Raw genomic sequence first — 15,908 nt, forward strand, 5'->3', positions numbered from 1 at the left:
AGAGCCGGAGGCCGCATGACGACGATCCTCCTCGCCTTCCTGGCGCTGTCCGTCCTGACGCCGGCGCTCACCCGCGTGCTGTCCACCAAGGTGTTCTACCTGATCGCGCTTCTGCCTGCGGCGGCGTTCGTCTTCACGCTCACGCAGACCGCGACCGTCACGCGCGGAGGTTCCGAAACCTCGAGCATCCCGTGGATCCCGCAGCTCGGCGTCGCGCTGTCCTTCCGCGTCGACACCCTCGCCTGGCTGCTCGCCCTCGTCGTGACCGGCGTCGGCGCCCTCGTGCTCGTGTACTGCGCCCGCTACTTCGACGCTGACGAACCGGCGCTCGGCCGCTTCGCAGCCTGCCTCCTCGCCTTCGCAGGCACCATGTACGGGCTCGTGACCGCGGACGACGTGGTCGTGATGTTCATGTTCTGGGAGATCACGAGCGTGCTCTCCTACCTGTTGATCGGCCATTACACCTTCCGCAGGGAGAGCAGGGGCGCCGCGCTCCAGGCCCTGATCGTGACGACCTTCGGCGGACTCGTCATGCTCGTCGGCGTCGTGATGCTCAGCGTCGAGGCAGGGACGACCTCGCTCGCCCTGCTCGTCGCCCAACCCGTCACCGGCCCGGTCGCGACCTGGGCCATCCTGCTCATCCTCGTCGGGGCCCTGTCCAAGTCGGCTCTCGTCCCCTTCCACTTCTGGCTCCCCGCCGCGATGGCCGCCCCCACCCCGGTCAGCGCCTACCTGCACGCCGCCGCCATGGTCAAGGCCGGCATCTACCTCGTCGCCCGGCTCGCCCCCGGGTATGCAGACACCGAGGGGTGGATGCCGGTGCTCATGACGATCGGCGTCTGGACCATGCTCGTGGGCGCCTGGCGTTCCCTGCGGCAGCACGACCTCAAGCTCGTGCTCGCCTACGGAACCGTGAGCCAGCTCGGCTTCATCATGGTCGTCGTCGGATTCGGCACCCGCGACGCGGCGCTCGCCGGGGCCGCGCTCCTCCTCGCCCACGCGCTCTACAAGGCGGCGCTCTTCCTCGTCGTGGGGATCATCGACCACCGCGCGGGCACCCGCGACCTCCGGAAGCTCTCCGGAATCGGCCGCAGCGACCCGGCGCTCGCCGTGATCGCGCTCGTCCCCGTGGCGTCGATGGCCGGACTTCCACCCCTGCTCGGATTCGTCGCCAAGGAGGCCGTCTTCACGGCGTTCCTCGAGGCGGCACTGCACGGCGACGGCTGGGGCTGGGTGGCGCTCGCCGGCACGGCGGTGGGCTCCCTGCTGACCGTGGCGTACAGCATCCGCTTTTTCCACGGCGCGTTCGGAACGAGGGGGCGCTGGTGCAGACGGCCCTGCACCCGAGCCGCTGGGACATCCTGATCGCCCCGGGACTACTCGCCGTCGCGACGATCGCGCTCGGCCCGCTGGCCGGCCGGCTCGACCCGCTGCTCGCGCCGTACGCGGACACCGTCCCCGGCGGAGGGCACGCGCACCTCGCCCTCTGGCACGGATTCGAACCCGCCCTGGGCATCACCGCTGTCGTGCTCACGCTCGGCGCCGTGATGTTCTGGAAGCGTCGCGGGGTCGCGGTGCTGCAGGAGCGGGTGCCGGGGGCCGTCGACGCCGGTCGGGGCTATGGGCTGCTGGTGCGCAGCGTCGATCGCACCGCGGCGAGGCTCACCCACTTCGCGCAGCGCGGCGGCCTGCCGCAGTACCTCGGCACGATCCTCGTGGTCTTCGTGCTCGCGCTCGGCTTCGCCTCCCTGGTCAACCGCACCTGGCCGGACTCGGTCGTGCTCTGGGACTACCCGGGCCAGGTCATCATCGCCGTGATCATGGGCGTTGCGGCGATCGCGGCGTCCCGCTCAGGGCAGCGGATGACGTCGGTGCTGCTCGCGGGAGTCACCGGCTATGGCCTCGTGGCCCTGTTCGCCTTCCACGGCGCACCCGACCTCGCCCTGACCCAGGCTCTCGTGGAGACGATGACCCTCGTGGTCTTCGTGCTCGTGCTGCGCCGGCTGCCGGCGAGGGTCACCCGCCCGAACGCGCCGTTGCATCGCAGGCGCCGCGCCCTGATCGGGGTGCTGGTCGGGGCGACGATGGGCACCATCGCCATGATCGCCCTCGGCGCCAGGCAGGCGCCGAGCATCGCGCTCGAGCTGCCGCGCCTGACGCTCGAGGCGCACGGCACCAACATCGTCAACGTCGCACTCGTCGACATCCGGGCCTGGGACACGATGGGGGAGGTGTCCGTGCTCATCGTCGTCGCGACCGGCGTCGCGAGCCTGCTCTTCGTGTCCGGGCGCACCGAGACCCTGCCGCGTCTGAAGGGCTCCCGCACCCAGCGGTCACCGCGCAACCGTCGCCGCGTCGTAGCCGACCCGCAGGCCTCCTCGGCCGGCCACGCCGTCACCCGGCAGTCCTGGCTGCTCGCCGGGCGCACGATCAAGCCGGAGGACCGGTCGATCCTGATCGAGGTCATCGTGCGGCTTCTCTTCCACCCCGCGATCGTCGTGTCGGTGTTCCTGCTCTTCGCCGGGCACAACGCGCCAGGGGGCGGATTCGCCGGCGGGCTCCTCGCCGGGCTCGCCCTCGTCGCCCGCTACCTCGCCGGAGGACGCTACGAACTCGGCGAAGCCGCCCCGATCGACCCGGGCAAGATCCTCGGCCTCGGAGTGATCCTCGCCGTCGGCACCGCGGTCGCCTCACTGTTCGTCACCGGGATCCCCCTGCAGTCGGCGTACGCGAGCGTCGACGTTCCCGTGCTCGGGCACCTCTCCTTCGGCACCTCCACTGTTTTCGACATCGGCGTCTACCTCGTCGTGATCGGCCTGGCACTCGACATCCTCCGCAGCCTCGGCAGCGAGATCGACCGGCAGAGCGAGGCCGGTGAGGCTCCGCCCGCCGGGTCCGACGCCTCCGCGACCGGTTCCGGCTCCGATGCCGCGGGTGCCCCGGTGTCAGAACCGGGCGCGGAGCCGGTGCCGGAGGTGGTCCCGTGAGCGCCTCCCTGACCCTCGTCGTCGTCATGGCCGTGCTCTACGCGGCCGGCGTCTACATCATGCTCGAGCGCAGCCTGACCCGGGTGCTGATCGGGTTCGTGCTCGTCGGGAACGCGACCAACCTGCTGATCTTCATCATGAGCGGCCGGCCGGGCAGCTCGCCGATCATCACCGGAACCGCGAGCGATGCCGACATGGTCGATCCCGTGCCGCAGATCCTGATGCTGACCGCGATAGTGATCAATTTCGGCGTGACCGCCCTCATCCTCGCCCTGGTCTATCGCGCCTGGTGGCTTGCCCAGCTCGGCGACGAGGGCGACACCCTCACCGACGAGCACGCTGCGGAGACCGCGTCCTCCGCGGAGCAGGACTTCCGGTCCTCCGCGGACGATGACGCGGCCGTGCGCGCCTCCCTCGACGCGAGCGATCACGACGACGCGAGCGATCACGACGACCCCGACGATCACGACGACCCGGACGACTACGATCACGACGACGGAGCGCCCGCCCGCCCCGGGAACACGGATGCCGCCCGATGAACCTTGCGACCATCCTCGTCCCCCTCGTCGTCGCCGTCCCGCTGCTCGGCAGCGCGATCACGCTCGCCCTCGGCCGGCGCACCGTGACCCAGATCGCTGTCGGCGTCGCCTCGCTGGCCACGGTCGCCCTGATCAGCGCCACGCTCCTCGTGCTCGTCGACCAGCAGGGACCCGCCGTCGTGCACGTCGGCGGCTGGCAGGCGCCGTGGGGGATCGTGCTCGTCGTGGACCGACTCTCGGCTCTCATGCTGCTCGTCTCGGCCGTGATGCTCCTCGGCGTGCTGCTCTTCGCCGTCGGCCAGGGCATCATCGACGGCGACAGGGAAACCCCCGTCTCGATCTTCCACCCGACCTACCTCGTGCTCGCCGCCGGGCTGTTCAACGCCTTCATCGCCGGTGACCTGTTCAACCTCTACGTCGGCTTCGAGATGCTGCTCTCGGCCAGCTATGTGCTGCTCACCCTCGGTGGTACCGGTGCGCGCATCCGTGCCGGCGTCACCTACATCGTCGTGAGCCTGGTCTCGTCGATCCTCTTCCTCAGCTCGATCGCCCTGATCTACGGCGCGACGGGGACCGTGACCCTCGCCCTCCTCGCCGAACGCATCCCCGCCCTGCCCGGAGACGTGCAGGGCATCCTCGGGCTGATGCTCCTCCTCGCCTTCTCGGTGAAGGCCGCCGTGTTCCCGCTGTCGTTCTGGCTCCCGGATTCCTACCCGACCGCACCCGCCCCGGTCACGGCGGTCTTCGCGGGCCTGCTCACCAAGGTCGGCGTCTACGCGATCCTGCGCACCCAGACCCTGCTCTTCCCGAGCAACCCGTTCCAGGTGCCGCTCCTCATCGTCGCCGCGCTCACGATGCTGATCGGCATTCTCGGCGCACTCGCCCAGGCCGACATCAAGAGGCTGCTGTCCTTCACCCTGGTCAGCCACATCGGCTACCTGATCTTCGGCATCGCGATCGGCACCCCGCTCGCCCTCGCCGCGACGATCTTCTACGTCGTGCACCACATCAGCGTCCAGACCACCCTGTTCCTTTCGGCCGGGCTCATCGAGCGCGTCGGCGGCACGACTTCCCTCGCCCGGCTGGGCGGCATGCTCAAGGCCGCTCCCGTCGTCGCAGTGCTGTTCTTCATCGGCGCGATGAACCTCGGCGGCATCCCGCCGTTCTCCGGCTTCCTCGGCAAGTTCGCCCTGTTCCAGGCCGGGGCCCAGCTCGGCACCCCGCTCGCGTGGGCGGTGATCGGGGCGGGAGCGGCCACCTCGCTCCTGACCCTCTACGCCCTCGCCCGCGCGTGGAACATGGCCTTCTGGCGCCCGCGCCGCGAGGTCGAGAACTACGACTCGGCCATGCTCGACCGCCTCACCGACGACCCGCACGACGACGGAACGGTCGTGACCAAGACCGTCTCCCGGCTCATGGTCGGCGCGACCGCCGGGCTGCTCGTGCTGACCATCGGGCTGACGGTCTTCGCGGGTCCCGTCTTCGACTTCGCGGCGCGGGCCGCCGCCGATATCGAGGCCCCGAGCGACTATGTCGACGCGGTCTTCCCTGGCGGCACACCGTGACGACCCGCGCGGAGCGCCGCGCCGCCCTCCTGAACCAGCTCCCGCTCTGGCTCGGGCTCGTACTGCTCTGGATGCTGCTCTGGGGCAGCTTCTCCTGGCTCAACCTCGTGACCGGAGCCCTGCTCGCCGCGCTCGTCTCCGTCGTTTTCTACCTGCCCGCCGTGCAGCTGAGCGGCCGGATCAGCCCGGCAGGCGCCCTCGCGTTCCTGCTGCGGCTGTTCGGCGACATCGTGCGCGCGTCCGTGCAGGTCGCCTGGCTGGCCCTCAGGCCCCTCAGGAGGCCCGCCGGTCCGGACAGCGCGATCATCGCGGTGCCGCTCCGCACCCGGAGCGACCTCATCCTGACCTGGACGGCCGTTGCGACCTCGATCGTGCCCGGATCGATCGTCATCGACACCGACCGGGTGAGCTCCACGCTCTACCTGCACGTGCTGAACGTGCGCACGCACGCCCAGATCGACCGGTTCCGGGTGAGCGTGCTCGCGACCGAGCGGCGCATCGTGCGCGCGTTCGGCTCGCGCGAAGACCTCGAACGACTCGCCCTCGGCGATGCTGTGGCCGCCGTTGCGGCGGCAACGGGCGCCGTGGCCGGGGACGCGCGCGCGGCATCCGCTCGGAATGACGACGACAGGGACCGCCGGAACCTGGACGACACGGGAAAGGAAACCTGATGGGAGTCGTCGTGATCGTAGCCGCCGTGCTGTTCGGCGCCGGGGGACTGTGCGCGGTGTACCGCATCATTCGCGGCCCGTCTGTCCTCGACCGCGTGATCGCCTCCGATGTGCTCGTCGCGACCGTGATCTGCGCGCTCGGCGCGGAGATGGCGATCAACCGGCACGTCGACACCCTGCCGGTGCTGCTCGTGCTCGCCCTGTTCGCGGTGCTCGGCTCGCTCGCCGTCGGCCGCTTCCTCGGCGGGAAGGAGCACTCGTGACCGCGGTGATCGGCGATGTGGTCACGGCGGTGCTCGTGCTCTCCGCCGCCCTGATGTGCCTCGCGGCCGGCGTCGGCCTGCTGCGCTTCCGGGATGTGCTCAGCAGGCTGCACGCGGCGACCAAGCCGCAGATCTTCGGCCTCATCGCCGTGACGGTGGATGTCGCGGTCAACAACTTCACCCTCGGCACCGTCACGCTCTCGGTCGCGATCGTGGCCTTCCAGGCGCTCACCGCCCCGATGGCCGCGCACCTCATCGCCAGGGTCGCGCACGACACCGACCGGTTCCGGCCGGAACTGCTCGTCGTCGACGAGCTCGGACGCGCGAACCGGCGCGGAGACCGCGGCGCCTGATAGGATTTGCGTGTCGCAACTGGCGTAGCACGAAAGATGGGTCACCATCGGGGAGCGACTGACACGGTTAGTGGCCGCACGCCTGGGCCACGACGATTAATTCAAGTCTGAGGAGACCCGTGTCCGAATCTGTGCCTGGTACCACGCTGCATTCCACCTTCAACGAGCCGCTTGAGGTCGTCGACCCCGAGATCGCCGCCGTCCTCGAACTCGAACTGGGTCGCCAGCGCGACTACCTCGAGATGATCGCGAGCGAGAACTTCGTGCCGCGCGCCATCCTGCAGTCGCAGGGCTCCGTGCTCACCAACAAGTACGCCGAGGGCTACCCGGGGCGTCGCTACTACGGCGGATGCGAGTTCGTCGACGTCGCAGAGGAGCTCGCGATCGCGCGGGCCAAGTCCCTCTTCGGCGCAGCGTACGCGAACGTGCAGCCGCACTCCGGTGCCACCGCGAACGCCGCTGTGCTCTCCGCGATCGCAACGCCCGGCGACACCATCCTCGGTCTCGAGCTCGCCCACGGCGGCCACCTCACCCACGGCATGAAGCTCAACTTCTCCGGCAAGCTCTACAACCCGGTCGCGTACGGCGTCGACCCGGACACCTTCCTCGTCGACATGGACGTCGTCCGCGACAAGGCCCTCGAGCACAAGCCGAAGGTCATCATCGCCGGCTGGTCGGCATACCCGCGCCACCTCGACTTCGCCGCGTTCCGCGCGATCGCGGACGAGGTCGGCGCCCTGCTCTGGGTCGACATGGCGCACTTCGCCGGGCTCGTCGCCGCCGGCCTGCACCCGTCACCGGTGCCGCACGCCGACGTCGTGTCCTCGACCGTGCACAAGACCCTCGCCGGCCCCCGGTCCGGCTTCATCCTGTCCCGGGACACCGCGCTCGCGAAGAAGCTCAACTCGAACGTGTTCCCCGGGCAGCAGGGCGGTCCGCTCATGCACGTCATCGCCGCCAAGGCGACCGCGTTCAAGCTCGCGGCCGAGCCGGAATTCAAGGAACGCCAGGAGCGCACCCTGCGCGGGGCCAGCATCCTCGCCGCCCGCCTGACGGCAGACGACTCGCGCGCCGCCGGCGTCGACGTGCTCACCGGCGGCACCGACGTGCATCTCGTGCTCGCCGACCTGCGCCACTCCGAGATCAACGGACAGCAGGCCGAGGACGCCCTCCACGAGGTCGGCATCACGGTCAACCGCAACTCGGTGCCGTTCGACCCGCGCCCGCCGATGGTCACGAGCGGCCTGCGGATCGGCACGCCCGCCCTCGCGACCCGCGGCTTCGGCGACGCCGAGTTCACCGTCGTGTCCGACGTCATCGCTGAGGCCCTCAAGCCCGGCGCCGACGTGCAGGCGCTCCGCGCCCGGGTCAAGACGCTCACCGAGGCCTTCCCGCTGTACCCCGGCCTGCACCAGTAGCGCACGCCGCATCCTGCACCACCACCCCTGACGAATTCGACGGAGTTTTTGGGAAACACGCACGTGGGAAGCCCGTTTTCGGGGTTTTCGACCAGAAACTCCGTCGAATTGGTTCGGCGAACGCGGGGGTCAACCGCGCTCGAAAGCACCAAACGATTGGATCACGCATGACGGCAATCACCCTCGACGGAGTCGCGACCGCGTCCGCCGTGAAGACCGAACTCATCGCCCGTGTCACCGAGCTGCGTGCGCACGGGATCGTTCCCGGGCTCGGCACCCTGCTCGTGGGCGATGACCCGGGTTCACGTTCGTACGTCGCGGGCAAGCACCGCGACTGCGCCGAAGTCGGCATCGAGTCGATCCGCATCGACCTGCCCGCATCGGCGACGACCGCGGATGTCCGCGCCGCGATCAAGGACCTGAACTCCAGCCGCGAGGTCACCGGCTACATCATCCAGTTGCCGCTTCCCGTCGGCCACAACGAGAACGCCATGCTCGAACTGATCGACCCGGCCAAGGACGCGGACGGCCTGCACCCGACCAACCTCGGCAGGCTCGTCCTCGGCATCGAAGGCAAGCTCAGCTCGCCGCTGCCGTGCACGCCGGCCGGGATCGTCGAGCTGCTACGCCGCTACGATGTGCCGATCGTCGGCCGCAAGGTCGTCGTGATCGGCCGCGGGCTCACCGTCGGGAGGCCGCTCGGCCTGCTCTTCACCCGCAAGGGCCTCGACGCGACCGTCACCCTCACCCACTCGCGCACGGTCGACCTGCCGGAGGAGGTCCGCCGCGCGGACATCGTCGTGGCCGCGGTCGGTGTGCCGCACCTGGTCCAGGCTGACTGGATCAAGCCGGGCGCCGCAGTTCTCGACGTCGGCATCACCCGCCTGGTCGACCCCGTCACCGGCAAGGGCGTCCTCACCGGCGACGTGCACCCCGACGTCGCAGAGGTCGCAGGCTACCTCTCCCCGAACCCCCGCGGCGTCGGACCGATGACCCGCGCCATGCTGCTCGGCAACGTGGTCAAGGCCGCCGAGCGCGCCCTGCTCTAGCCCAGCCCCGCGCTTCCCAGCACCCGCCGCGTCGCCCCCGGGAAACGCTCGCGTGATCGCTGAGGTGTCGCATATCGACCTTCGCGTCGATATGCGACACCTCACGGAACCGGCCCGGCCGTCCCGGGCGGGTCAGGCGAGGGCGGCGGTGTGGAGGGCGGCGTGGTCGAGGTAGTTCGCGGCATTCTGGCGGATGCCCGCGACCTCGGCATCCGTCAGGGGTCGGCGTACCTTGGCCGGGACCCCGGCGACGAGCGAATACGGCGGCACGATCGTGCCTTCGAGCACGACGGCCCCGGCCGCGACGAGGGAACCCGTACCGATCACGGCGCCGTTGAGCACGGTCGCCTTCATGCCGATCAGGGCGCCGTCCTCGACGACGCAGCCGTGCAGCACCGCGCCGTGCCCGACGGACACGTCCCGGCCCACGATGAGCGGGAAACCGTGGTCGACGTGGCAGGAGACGTTGTCCTGCAGGTTCGAGCCTGCCCCGATCCGGATCGGTTCCGCCTCCGCGCGCAGCACCGAGTTGTACCAGACGCTTGCGTGTTCGGCGAGGATCACATGCCCCACGAGCACCGCACCAGGGGCGACGAACGCGGAGTCCGCGATGCTCGGCCCCGGCCGGTCGGGAAGAGTGATGATGCGGGCGGCGCTGTCTGCAGTCATACGCGCCAGCCTAGTGCGGCATCCGTCCCGCGCCCTTCCCCTGTCTCAACTCCAGAAGTGGCCTGCGCCGAATTCAGGAGTTGAGCAGTCCTGGCCCCGGGAAAGCGCTTGTGCGACCCGAAACGGGCCGCAACTCCTGAATTCGGGACGGGATAGGCTGGCGCGATGGTGAACACCGCACACCCCGCCGTCGACCGCGTGCGGGAGGCGCTCGCCGCCTTCGGGCTCGCGCCGGACATCCGCTGGCTCGATGAGGCGGCGACGACCGCGCAGCAGGCGGCCGACGCCCTCGGCATCGAGCCGGGCGCGATCGCCAACTCCCTCGTCTTCACCCTCGACGGCGAGCCGTTGCTCGTGCTGACCTCTGGAGCTCACCGCGTCGACACGCAGTGGCTTGGCGAGAGGCTCGGCGGCACGATCGGCCGGGCGTCGAAGGAACTCGTCAAGAGCGCGACCGGGCAGGTCATCGGCGGCGTTGCGCCGGTCGGGCATCCGAGTCCGCTCCGCACCCTCGTCGACGTCGACCTGGATGGGTATCCCGAAGTGTGGGCGGCGGCCGGCCACGCCCACACCGTCTTCCCGACCAGCTTTGCCGAACTGCTCCGCATCACTGCAGGAACGGCCGCGCCCGTCACCCCGCCCGAATCGGCATAACTCCTGCAGGTTCCCGGCCGTCTGCCGTGCCGCCCAGTGTTCTACTGGCAGCGCCGCAGCGGCCGGACCGATGTGCAGGACGGGGAAGCCGGGGAGGGGTCAGCCCTCCCGGCCGGCGCCGTCGGCCGCGCGCACCACGAAGGTGTCCGGGGCGCCGAACCCGGCATCCGCGAACGCGGACCGGACCGCAGCGGTGACCGCCGGGATCAGCTCGTGCGGCGTGAGCGCGATCGCGGCACCGCCGAAGCCGCCTCCCGTCATCCGCGCGCCGAGGGCACCCGCGCCGCGCGCCGCGACGACCGCGAGGTCGAGTTCGGGAACCGAGATCTCGAAGTCGTCGCGCATCGAGGTGTGCGAGGCGTCGAGAAGCGCGCCGATCGCCGCCGGGCCGGACTCGCGCAGCGTGCGCACGGTGTCGAGCACCCGCTGGTTCTCGGTGATCACGTGCCGCACCCGGCGGAACGTCTCGTCGTCGAGCAGCTCAGCGGCCCGCGCGAGGTCGACGACCCCGAGGTCGCGGAGCGAGTCGACCCCGAGCAGCCGGGCGCCGAGTTCGCAGGATGCCCGGCGCGAGGCGTACCCGCCCGTCGAGTGCTCGTGGCTCACCTTCGTGTCGATGATCAGCAGCTCGAGTCCCGCCGCGTCGAAGCCGAGCGGAACGACCTCTGACTCGAGCGTGCGGCAGTCGAGGAAGACCGCGGAGTCCTTCTCTCCGAGCAGGGAGGCGGACTGGTCCATGATGCCCGTCGGCGCCCCGACGGCGCGGTTCTCGGCGAGCTGGCCGACCCGGGCGAGGGTGCGCCGGTCGAAGCCGAGCCCCCAGACGTCGTTGAGGGCGACCGCGATCGCGCTCTCGATCGCAGCCGACGACGACAGGCCGGCCCCGATCGGCACGTCCGAGACGATGTACACGTCGAAACCGGCCGCCGTCGACAGCGGCGCCCCGAATTCGCCGAGCGCCCAGGCGACTCCGAGCGGGTACGCCGACCAGCCCGCGAGGATGTCGGGGGTCAGCCCGTCGAGGGAGACCTCGACGATCTCGTCGGAGAACGAGCTCGCCACTCGCATCAGCCGGTCGCTGCGTGCGGCCAGCGCAATCACGGTGCGCCGGTCGATCGCGAACGGCAGTACGAAGCCGTCGTTGTAGTCGGTGTGCTCCCCGATCAGGTTCACCCGTCCGGGCGCCGACCAGAGGCCGTCCGGCTCGCCGGCGAAGCGATTGGCGAAACCTGCGGTCGCTGCGGAATCGAGGGCGCTCATGCGCGGGCCTCGCTTGCGGCATCCGCAGCCATCGACCGTTCGACGGCGGCACGGATGCCCGCAGCCGCCTGCTCGGGAGTGACGTCGCCGATCCACGCACCCATCGCAGCCTCCGATCCGGCGAGATACTTCAGCTTGTCCTCTGCCCGGCGCGGACTCGTGACCTGCAGCATCAGGCGGATGTCGTCCCGGTGAGTGTGTACGGGGGCCTGGTGCCACGCCGCGATGTACGGTGTCGGCGTCGAATAGATCGCGTCGATGCCGCGCAGGAGCCGCCGGTAGAGCACCGCGAGTTCGTCGCGTTCGGCGAGGCTCGTCGCCGCGAAGTCGGGGATCTGGCGGTGCGGCAGCATGTGCACCTCGATGGGCCAGCGGGCCGCGAAGGGCACGAACGCGGTCCAGTGCTCGCCGCGGATGATGACCCGGTCGGCGGCCTGTTCGCTTGCGAGCACGTCGGCGAAGAGAGTGGGACCGTAGGTTTCGAGCGACGCGATCACGCGCTGGGTGCGCGGGGTGACGTACGGGTACGAGTAGATCTGGCCGTGCGGATGCCGCAGCGTCACGCCGATCGCCTCGCCGCGGTTCTCGAAGGGGAACACCTGCTGGATGCCCGGGAGCTGCGAGAGCACGTGGGTGCGCTCGGCCCATGCCTCGATCACGGTGCGGGCCCTGGTGACGGAGAGGCTCGCGAAGGAGCCCTCGTTCTCGGGGCTGAAGCAGACGACCTCGCAGCGCCCGACTGAGGTGCGGGTGCGCCCGAGGCCGATCTCGGAGAGCTCGGCGAGCCCTGCCGGCGCGTTCGCGTCGGTGAGCAATGGCCCGAAGGACGGCGACTTGTTCTCGAACACGGCAACGTCGTAGTTGCTCGGCACCTCGCTCGGGTTCTCCGGCGTCGACGGCGCGAGCGGGTCGAGGTTCGCCGGCGGCAGGAACACCCGGTTCTGGCGTGCGGACGCGATCGAGACCCATTCGCCGCTGAGCGGGTCCTGGCGCATGCTCGCCGTCGGCGGGCGCGGGTCGAGCTGGCGGGTATCGGCGGCGCGTTCGGGCGAGAGCCGCGTGTCCGGGTCGTCGAAGTAGATGAGGTCCCGGCCGTCGGCCAGGGTGTGGTGGTGACGGGTGATTCCGGGTGCGGCGACGAAGCCTGCGCTATCCATGACGGTGTCCATAACCCTCACCACGTTAGCGGATCTGCGCAACCGAAACCAGCGGTTTCTAATTGATAACTAAAAGAAAGTAAGCGAAGATGGGGTTATGACATTCGAGACGCCGGCAGACCGCGAGCTGCTCCCGCAGCACCAGCGCAGGGAGCAGATCCGCCGGCTCGTCGACGAGCGCGGCTTCGTGCGGGTGAGTGAGCTGCGCGAGGCCTTCGGTGTGTCCGGGGTCACCGCGCGCGCCGACCTCGACGCACTCGAGACGGAGGGGCTCGTGCATCGGGTGCACGGGGAGCGGTGCCCGCGCTGGCCCAGGGGTCGACGCTCGCCGCGGACACCGAGCCCTCTTTCGAAGAGTCGCTCGGGGCATCCGTGATACCGAAGCAGCAGATCGGGGCGCTCGCCGCATCCCTCGTCGTGAGCGGGCAGAGCGTGATCCTCGACGTCGGCACGACCAACCTCGCCATCGCCCGTGCCCTGCTCGCCCGTACGGAGCTGAGCGACGTCGTCGTGATCACCAACGGGCTCAGTATCGCCCTCGAGCTCGAGCCCGCCATCCCGCGCTTCACCGTGATCGTCACGGGCGGTTCGCTCCGGCCGTTGCAGCACTCCCTCGTGGAGCCGCTCGCCGCGACCGTGCTCAGCCAGGTCCACGCCGACCTCGCCTTCATCGGCTGCAACGGCGTCGACGCGGGAGGCGGGGTCACGAACATCAACCTGCCGGAAGCCGGCGTCAAGACCCTCATGCTCCAGGCGGCGACCCGGGCGATCGTGGTCGCGGACGGCTCCAAGCTCGGCCGGGTGCACCTCGGCAGGGTCGGCCCCCTCGATGCCTTCGATTCCCTGCTGACGGATGCCGCAGCGCACCCCGATGCGCTGGCCCGGCTCCGCGAGGCCGGACTCACCGTGCTCCAGGGCGAATAGGCTGGTCCCATGCGCGCAGCCACCGGAACCCAGTACGAACTGACACACGAGACCCCGGACGGGCGGGCCACGGCGACGATCACCGAGGTCGCCGCCGGGATCCGGGCCTATGCCCTGAACGGCATGGACCTCGTGGAGACCTTCGCTGCGGCGGTCGAGCCGCCGATGTCTGCGGGCATCGTGCTCGTGCCGTGGCCCAACCGCATCCGCGACGGGATCTGGCGGCACGGCGAGGACAGGCAGCAGCTCAGCATCACCGAGCCCCTCCTGAACAACGCCATTCACGGACTCCTCCGCTTCACCCCGTATCGCCTCGTCGAGCGGGACGCTGCGGCCGTGACCCTCGCCGCGACCGTGTTCCCCCAGTCCGGCTTCCCGTTCCAGCTCGACACGAGCGTGACCTATGCCCTCACCGACACGGGCCTCGAGGTCACCCACACCGTCCACAACGTCGGCACAGAGAACGCCCCCGTGGCCATCGGCGTGCACCCGTACCTCAAGATCGGCGACGTCCCCACAGAGGACCTCGTGTTGCGCGTCGACGCGGACACGCACCTCGAAGTGGATGCCCGGCTCAACCCGACCGGTGTCGACACCCCGGTCGGCGGCACCGGCTACGACCTCCGTGCCGGTGTGCGCGTCGCCGATCTCGCGCTCGACGACGCCTTCGGCGGCGCCGGACGCGAGCACTCGCTCACCGCTCCGGACGGCCGCAGGGTCACCGTCTGGGGCGACGAGAACATGCGGTACGTGCAGGTCTTCACCCCGACCGAGTTTCCCGTCACGGCGAGCGATGGCGCGAGCCCCATGCCCGGCCGCGCCGTCGCGATCGAGCCGATGACCGCGCCCGCCGACGCATTCAACTCGGGGGCCGGCCTCCGCTGGCTCGCGCCGGACGAGTCCTGGACCGTGCGCTGGGCCATCCGCCCGACCGGATTCCAGGCCTAGGGTCGCATCCATGGCGCTGACGCGCGAACCGACGCCGGGCCGGTCGACACCCGGTCGGCCGAAGCCCCGCGGCACCAGGCGGCGCCGTACCGCTGTGCTCAGCCCCGCAGACGCGGCCCGGCTGGTGGCCCTGGTCAGGATGAAGCGGCTCGCCCTCGCGCTGCTCCTCCTGATGGCGCTCGTCTTCGCGGTCTCGTTTGCGCTGCAGGATCGTATTCCCGCACTGCACTACGTCAGGGCCGCCGCCGAGGGCGGCATGGTGGGCGCCCTCGCCGACTGGTTCGCCGTGACCGCGCTGTTCCGGTATCCGCTCGGCCTGCGCATCCCGCACACCAACATCATCGCGAGCCGTAAAGACGAGATCGGCGCGAGCCTCGGCGAATTCGTGGGTACCAACTTCCTCTCCGAGCAGGTCGTCCGCGGCAAGCTCGACTCGATCGGGGTGTCCAGGAGACTCGGCACCTGGTTGAAGCTGCCAGACAACGCCAGCAGGCTCACCGAGGAGATCTCCGTCGCCGGCACCGGGCTGCTCACTCTCCTGAGCGACGACGCGATCAAGGACCTCATCGAGACCGTGGCGCGCGAGCACCTCGTGCGTCCGGAGTGGGCGCCGCCGATCGGCAGGGTCGGCGCGCGCCTGCTCGCCTCCGGGCAGCAGCACGCGGTCGTCGACCTGCTCCTGGATCGCGCGGAGGCCTGGCTCGAAGCCCACCCGGAGGCCTTCGGAAAGGCCGTGTCCGCTCGGCTGCCCGGCTGGCTCCCCGGCTTCGTCGACCGCCTCGTCGACGACAGGGCGCACCGCGAGGTACTCGGGTTCGTCGCCGCCGTGCGGGCGGATGCCGCGCATCCGCTTCGCGAGGCCATCGACCGTTACCTTGTCGAGCTGGCCGACGACCTCGAGCACGACCCGGCGATGATCAACCGGGTCGAGACCCTGAAGCTCGAGCTCCTGGACAGCGCCCGCCTGCGCGAGTTCGCGAGCGAGACCTGGGAGGCCGTGAAGGTGTCCCTCGTGGCGTCGCTCGGCGACCCGTCGAGCGACCTGAGGGACGGCATCCGTGCGACCGTGATCGAGGTGGGCGAGCGGCTCGCCGGCGACGGCGCGCTCGGAGGGCGCATCGATCGCTGGATCGCCGACTCGGTCACGTACCTCGTGCGGACGTACCGGGACGAGATCGCCGGTGTCATCACCGAGACGGTCGAACGCTGGGATGCCGCGGAGACGAGCGAGAAGATCGAGCTGCAGGTCGGACGCGACCTCCAGTACATCCGGATCAACGGCACCGTCGTCGGCTCTCTTGCGGGGCTCGCGATCTTCGCCGTCGCCCAGGCCGCCGTCACCCTCCTCTAAGCCGGGCGTCTAGGCAAAGTACACCAGAGCAGAGCGGAGCCTCCGCGGCCCGACGCGGCGAGGCCCCGACCGGTATCACCCGGTCGGGGCCTCGCCCGGT

17 protein-coding genes and 1 riboswitch are annotated in these 15,908 nt (G+C 70.3%); of the genes, 14 read left to right on the forward strand and 3 right to left on the reverse strand.

Annotated features, from left to right (window positions below; genetic code table 11):
* Positions 1 to 15: 15 nt before the first annotated feature.
* From RGU41_RS20040 to RGU41_RS20080, 9 genes are all read left to right on the forward strand, one after another.
* The gene (locus tag RGU41_RS20040) at positions 16 to 1,365 is read left to right on the forward strand and encodes a proton-conducting transporter membrane subunit (RefSeq protein ID WP_322137206.1); all 1,350 of its coding nucleotides are present in this window, start codon (positions 16 to 18) and stop codon (positions 1,363 to 1,365) included.
* Positions 1,326 to 2,987, forward strand: coding sequence for a hydrogen gas-evolving membrane-bound hydrogenase subunit E (mbhE, locus tag RGU41_RS20045; RefSeq protein WP_322137207.1), 1,662 nt, complete (start codon positions 1,326 to 1,328; stop codon positions 2,985 to 2,987). Before RGU41_RS20040 ends, mbhE begins: the two co-directional genes overlap by 40 nt.
* A complete protein-coding gene (locus RGU41_RS20050) occupies positions 2,984 to 3,526 on the forward strand; it encodes a sodium:proton antiporter (protein ID WP_322137208.1) in 543 nt (180 codons plus the stop codon). Before mbhE ends, RGU41_RS20050 begins: the two co-directional genes overlap by 4 nt.
* Positions 3,523 to 5,091, forward strand: a complete 1,569-nt coding sequence (locus RGU41_RS20055; RefSeq protein ID WP_322137209.1) for a Na+/H+ antiporter subunit D — start codon at positions 3,523 to 3,525, stop codon at positions 5,089 to 5,091. The genes RGU41_RS20050 and RGU41_RS20055 overlap by 4 nt, the downstream gene beginning before the upstream one ends.
* Complete coding sequence (locus RGU41_RS20060) at positions 5,088 to 5,762, forward strand: Na+/H+ antiporter subunit E (RefSeq protein ID WP_322137210.1); 675 nt, start codon at positions 5,088 to 5,090, stop codon at positions 5,760 to 5,762. The genes RGU41_RS20055 and RGU41_RS20060 overlap by 4 nt, the downstream gene beginning before the upstream one ends.
* Positions 5,762 to 6,025: a monovalent cation/H+ antiporter complex subunit F gene (locus RGU41_RS20065; protein WP_174774608.1), complete on the forward strand. Its 264-nt coding sequence runs from the start codon at positions 5,762 to 5,764 to the stop codon at positions 6,023 to 6,025. Before RGU41_RS20060 ends, RGU41_RS20065 begins: the two co-directional genes overlap by 1 nt.
* Positions 6,022 to 6,378: a monovalent cation/H(+) antiporter subunit G gene (gene mnhG / locus RGU41_RS20070; protein WP_322137211.1), complete on the forward strand. Its 357-nt coding sequence runs from the start codon at positions 6,022 to 6,024 to the stop codon at positions 6,376 to 6,378. Before RGU41_RS20065 ends, mnhG begins: the two co-directional genes overlap by 4 nt.
* Positions 6,379 to 6,383: 5 nt before the next feature.
* A riboswitch (ZMP/ZTP riboswitch) is annotated at positions 6,384 to 6,473 on the forward strand.
* A gap of 24 nt (positions 6,474 to 6,497) precedes the next feature.
* Complete coding sequence (gene glyA / locus RGU41_RS20075; RefSeq protein ID WP_134449992.1) at positions 6,498 to 7,796, forward strand: serine hydroxymethyltransferase; 1,299 nt, start codon at positions 6,498 to 6,500, stop codon at positions 7,794 to 7,796.
* 167 nt (positions 7,797 to 7,963) lie between these two features.
* The gene (locus tag RGU41_RS20080; RefSeq protein ID WP_134449993.1) at positions 7,964 to 8,845 is read left to right on the forward strand and encodes a bifunctional methylenetetrahydrofolate dehydrogenase/methenyltetrahydrofolate cyclohydrolase; all 882 of its coding nucleotides are present in this window, start codon (positions 7,964 to 7,966) and stop codon (positions 8,843 to 8,845) included.
* A 132-nt stretch (positions 8,846 to 8,977) separates the two neighbouring features.
* Here the strand turns inward: RGU41_RS20080 and RGU41_RS20085 are convergent, their stop codons facing one another.
* On the reverse strand, positions 8,978 to 9,514 hold the full coding sequence (locus RGU41_RS20085) for a gamma carbonic anhydrase family protein (RefSeq protein ID WP_134561609.1): 537 nt from the start codon (positions 9,512 to 9,514) through the stop codon (positions 8,978 to 8,980).
* Between the two features lie 165 nt (positions 9,515 to 9,679).
* On the opposite strand from RGU41_RS20085, the gene RGU41_RS20090 reads away from it, so the two are divergent.
* On the forward strand, positions 9,680 to 10,168 hold the full coding sequence (locus RGU41_RS20090) for a YbaK/EbsC family protein (RefSeq protein WP_322137212.1): 489 nt from the start codon (positions 9,680 to 9,682) through the stop codon (positions 10,166 to 10,168).
* Between the two features lie 99 nt (positions 10,169 to 10,267).
* On the opposite strand, the gene galK is transcribed toward RGU41_RS20090, so the two are convergent.
* Positions 10,268 to 11,428 carry a galactokinase gene (galK, locus tag RGU41_RS20095; protein WP_322137213.1) on the reverse strand — a complete coding sequence of 387 codons (1,161 nt, stop codon included), beginning with the start codon at positions 11,426 to 11,428 and terminating at the stop codon, positions 10,268 to 10,270.
* On the reverse strand, positions 11,425 to 12,585 hold the full coding sequence (gene galT / locus RGU41_RS20100) for a galactose-1-phosphate uridylyltransferase (RefSeq protein ID WP_134449997.1): 1,161 nt from the start codon (positions 12,583 to 12,585) through the stop codon (positions 11,425 to 11,427). The genes galK and galT overlap by 4 nt, the downstream gene beginning before the upstream one ends.
* A 97-nt stretch (positions 12,586 to 12,682) precedes the next feature.
* Between galT and RGU41_RS20105 the strand changes: the two genes are divergently transcribed.
* From RGU41_RS20105 to RGU41_RS20120, 4 genes are read left to right on the forward strand one after another with little or no spacing between them, the layout of a single operon-like run.
* Complete coding sequence (locus tag RGU41_RS20105) at positions 12,683 to 12,961, forward strand: DeoR family transcriptional regulator (RefSeq protein ID WP_322137214.1); 279 nt, start codon at positions 12,683 to 12,685, stop codon at positions 12,959 to 12,961.
* Positions 12,958 to 13,509 carry a hypothetical protein gene (locus RGU41_RS20110; RefSeq protein WP_322137215.1) on the forward strand — a complete coding sequence of 184 codons (552 nt, stop codon included), beginning with the start codon at positions 12,958 to 12,960 and terminating at the stop codon, positions 13,507 to 13,509. Before RGU41_RS20105 ends, RGU41_RS20110 begins: the two co-directional genes overlap by 4 nt.
* A 9-nt stretch (positions 13,510 to 13,518) precedes the next feature.
* A complete protein-coding gene (locus RGU41_RS20115) occupies positions 13,519 to 14,457 on the forward strand; it encodes an aldose 1-epimerase family protein (protein WP_322137216.1) in 939 nt (312 codons plus the stop codon).
* A 10-nt stretch (positions 14,458 to 14,467) separates the two neighbouring features.
* Complete coding sequence (locus RGU41_RS20120; protein WP_322137217.1) at positions 14,468 to 15,808, forward strand: DUF445 domain-containing protein; 1,341 nt, start codon at positions 14,468 to 14,470, stop codon at positions 15,806 to 15,808.
* Positions 15,809 to 15,908 lie beyond the last annotated feature (100 nt).

The sequence above is a fragment of the Cryobacterium sp. 10C3 genome, from assembly GCF_034314285.1.
Classification (GTDB): domain Bacteria; phylum Actinomycetota; class Actinomycetes; order Actinomycetales; family Microbacteriaceae; genus Cryobacterium; species Cryobacterium glucosi.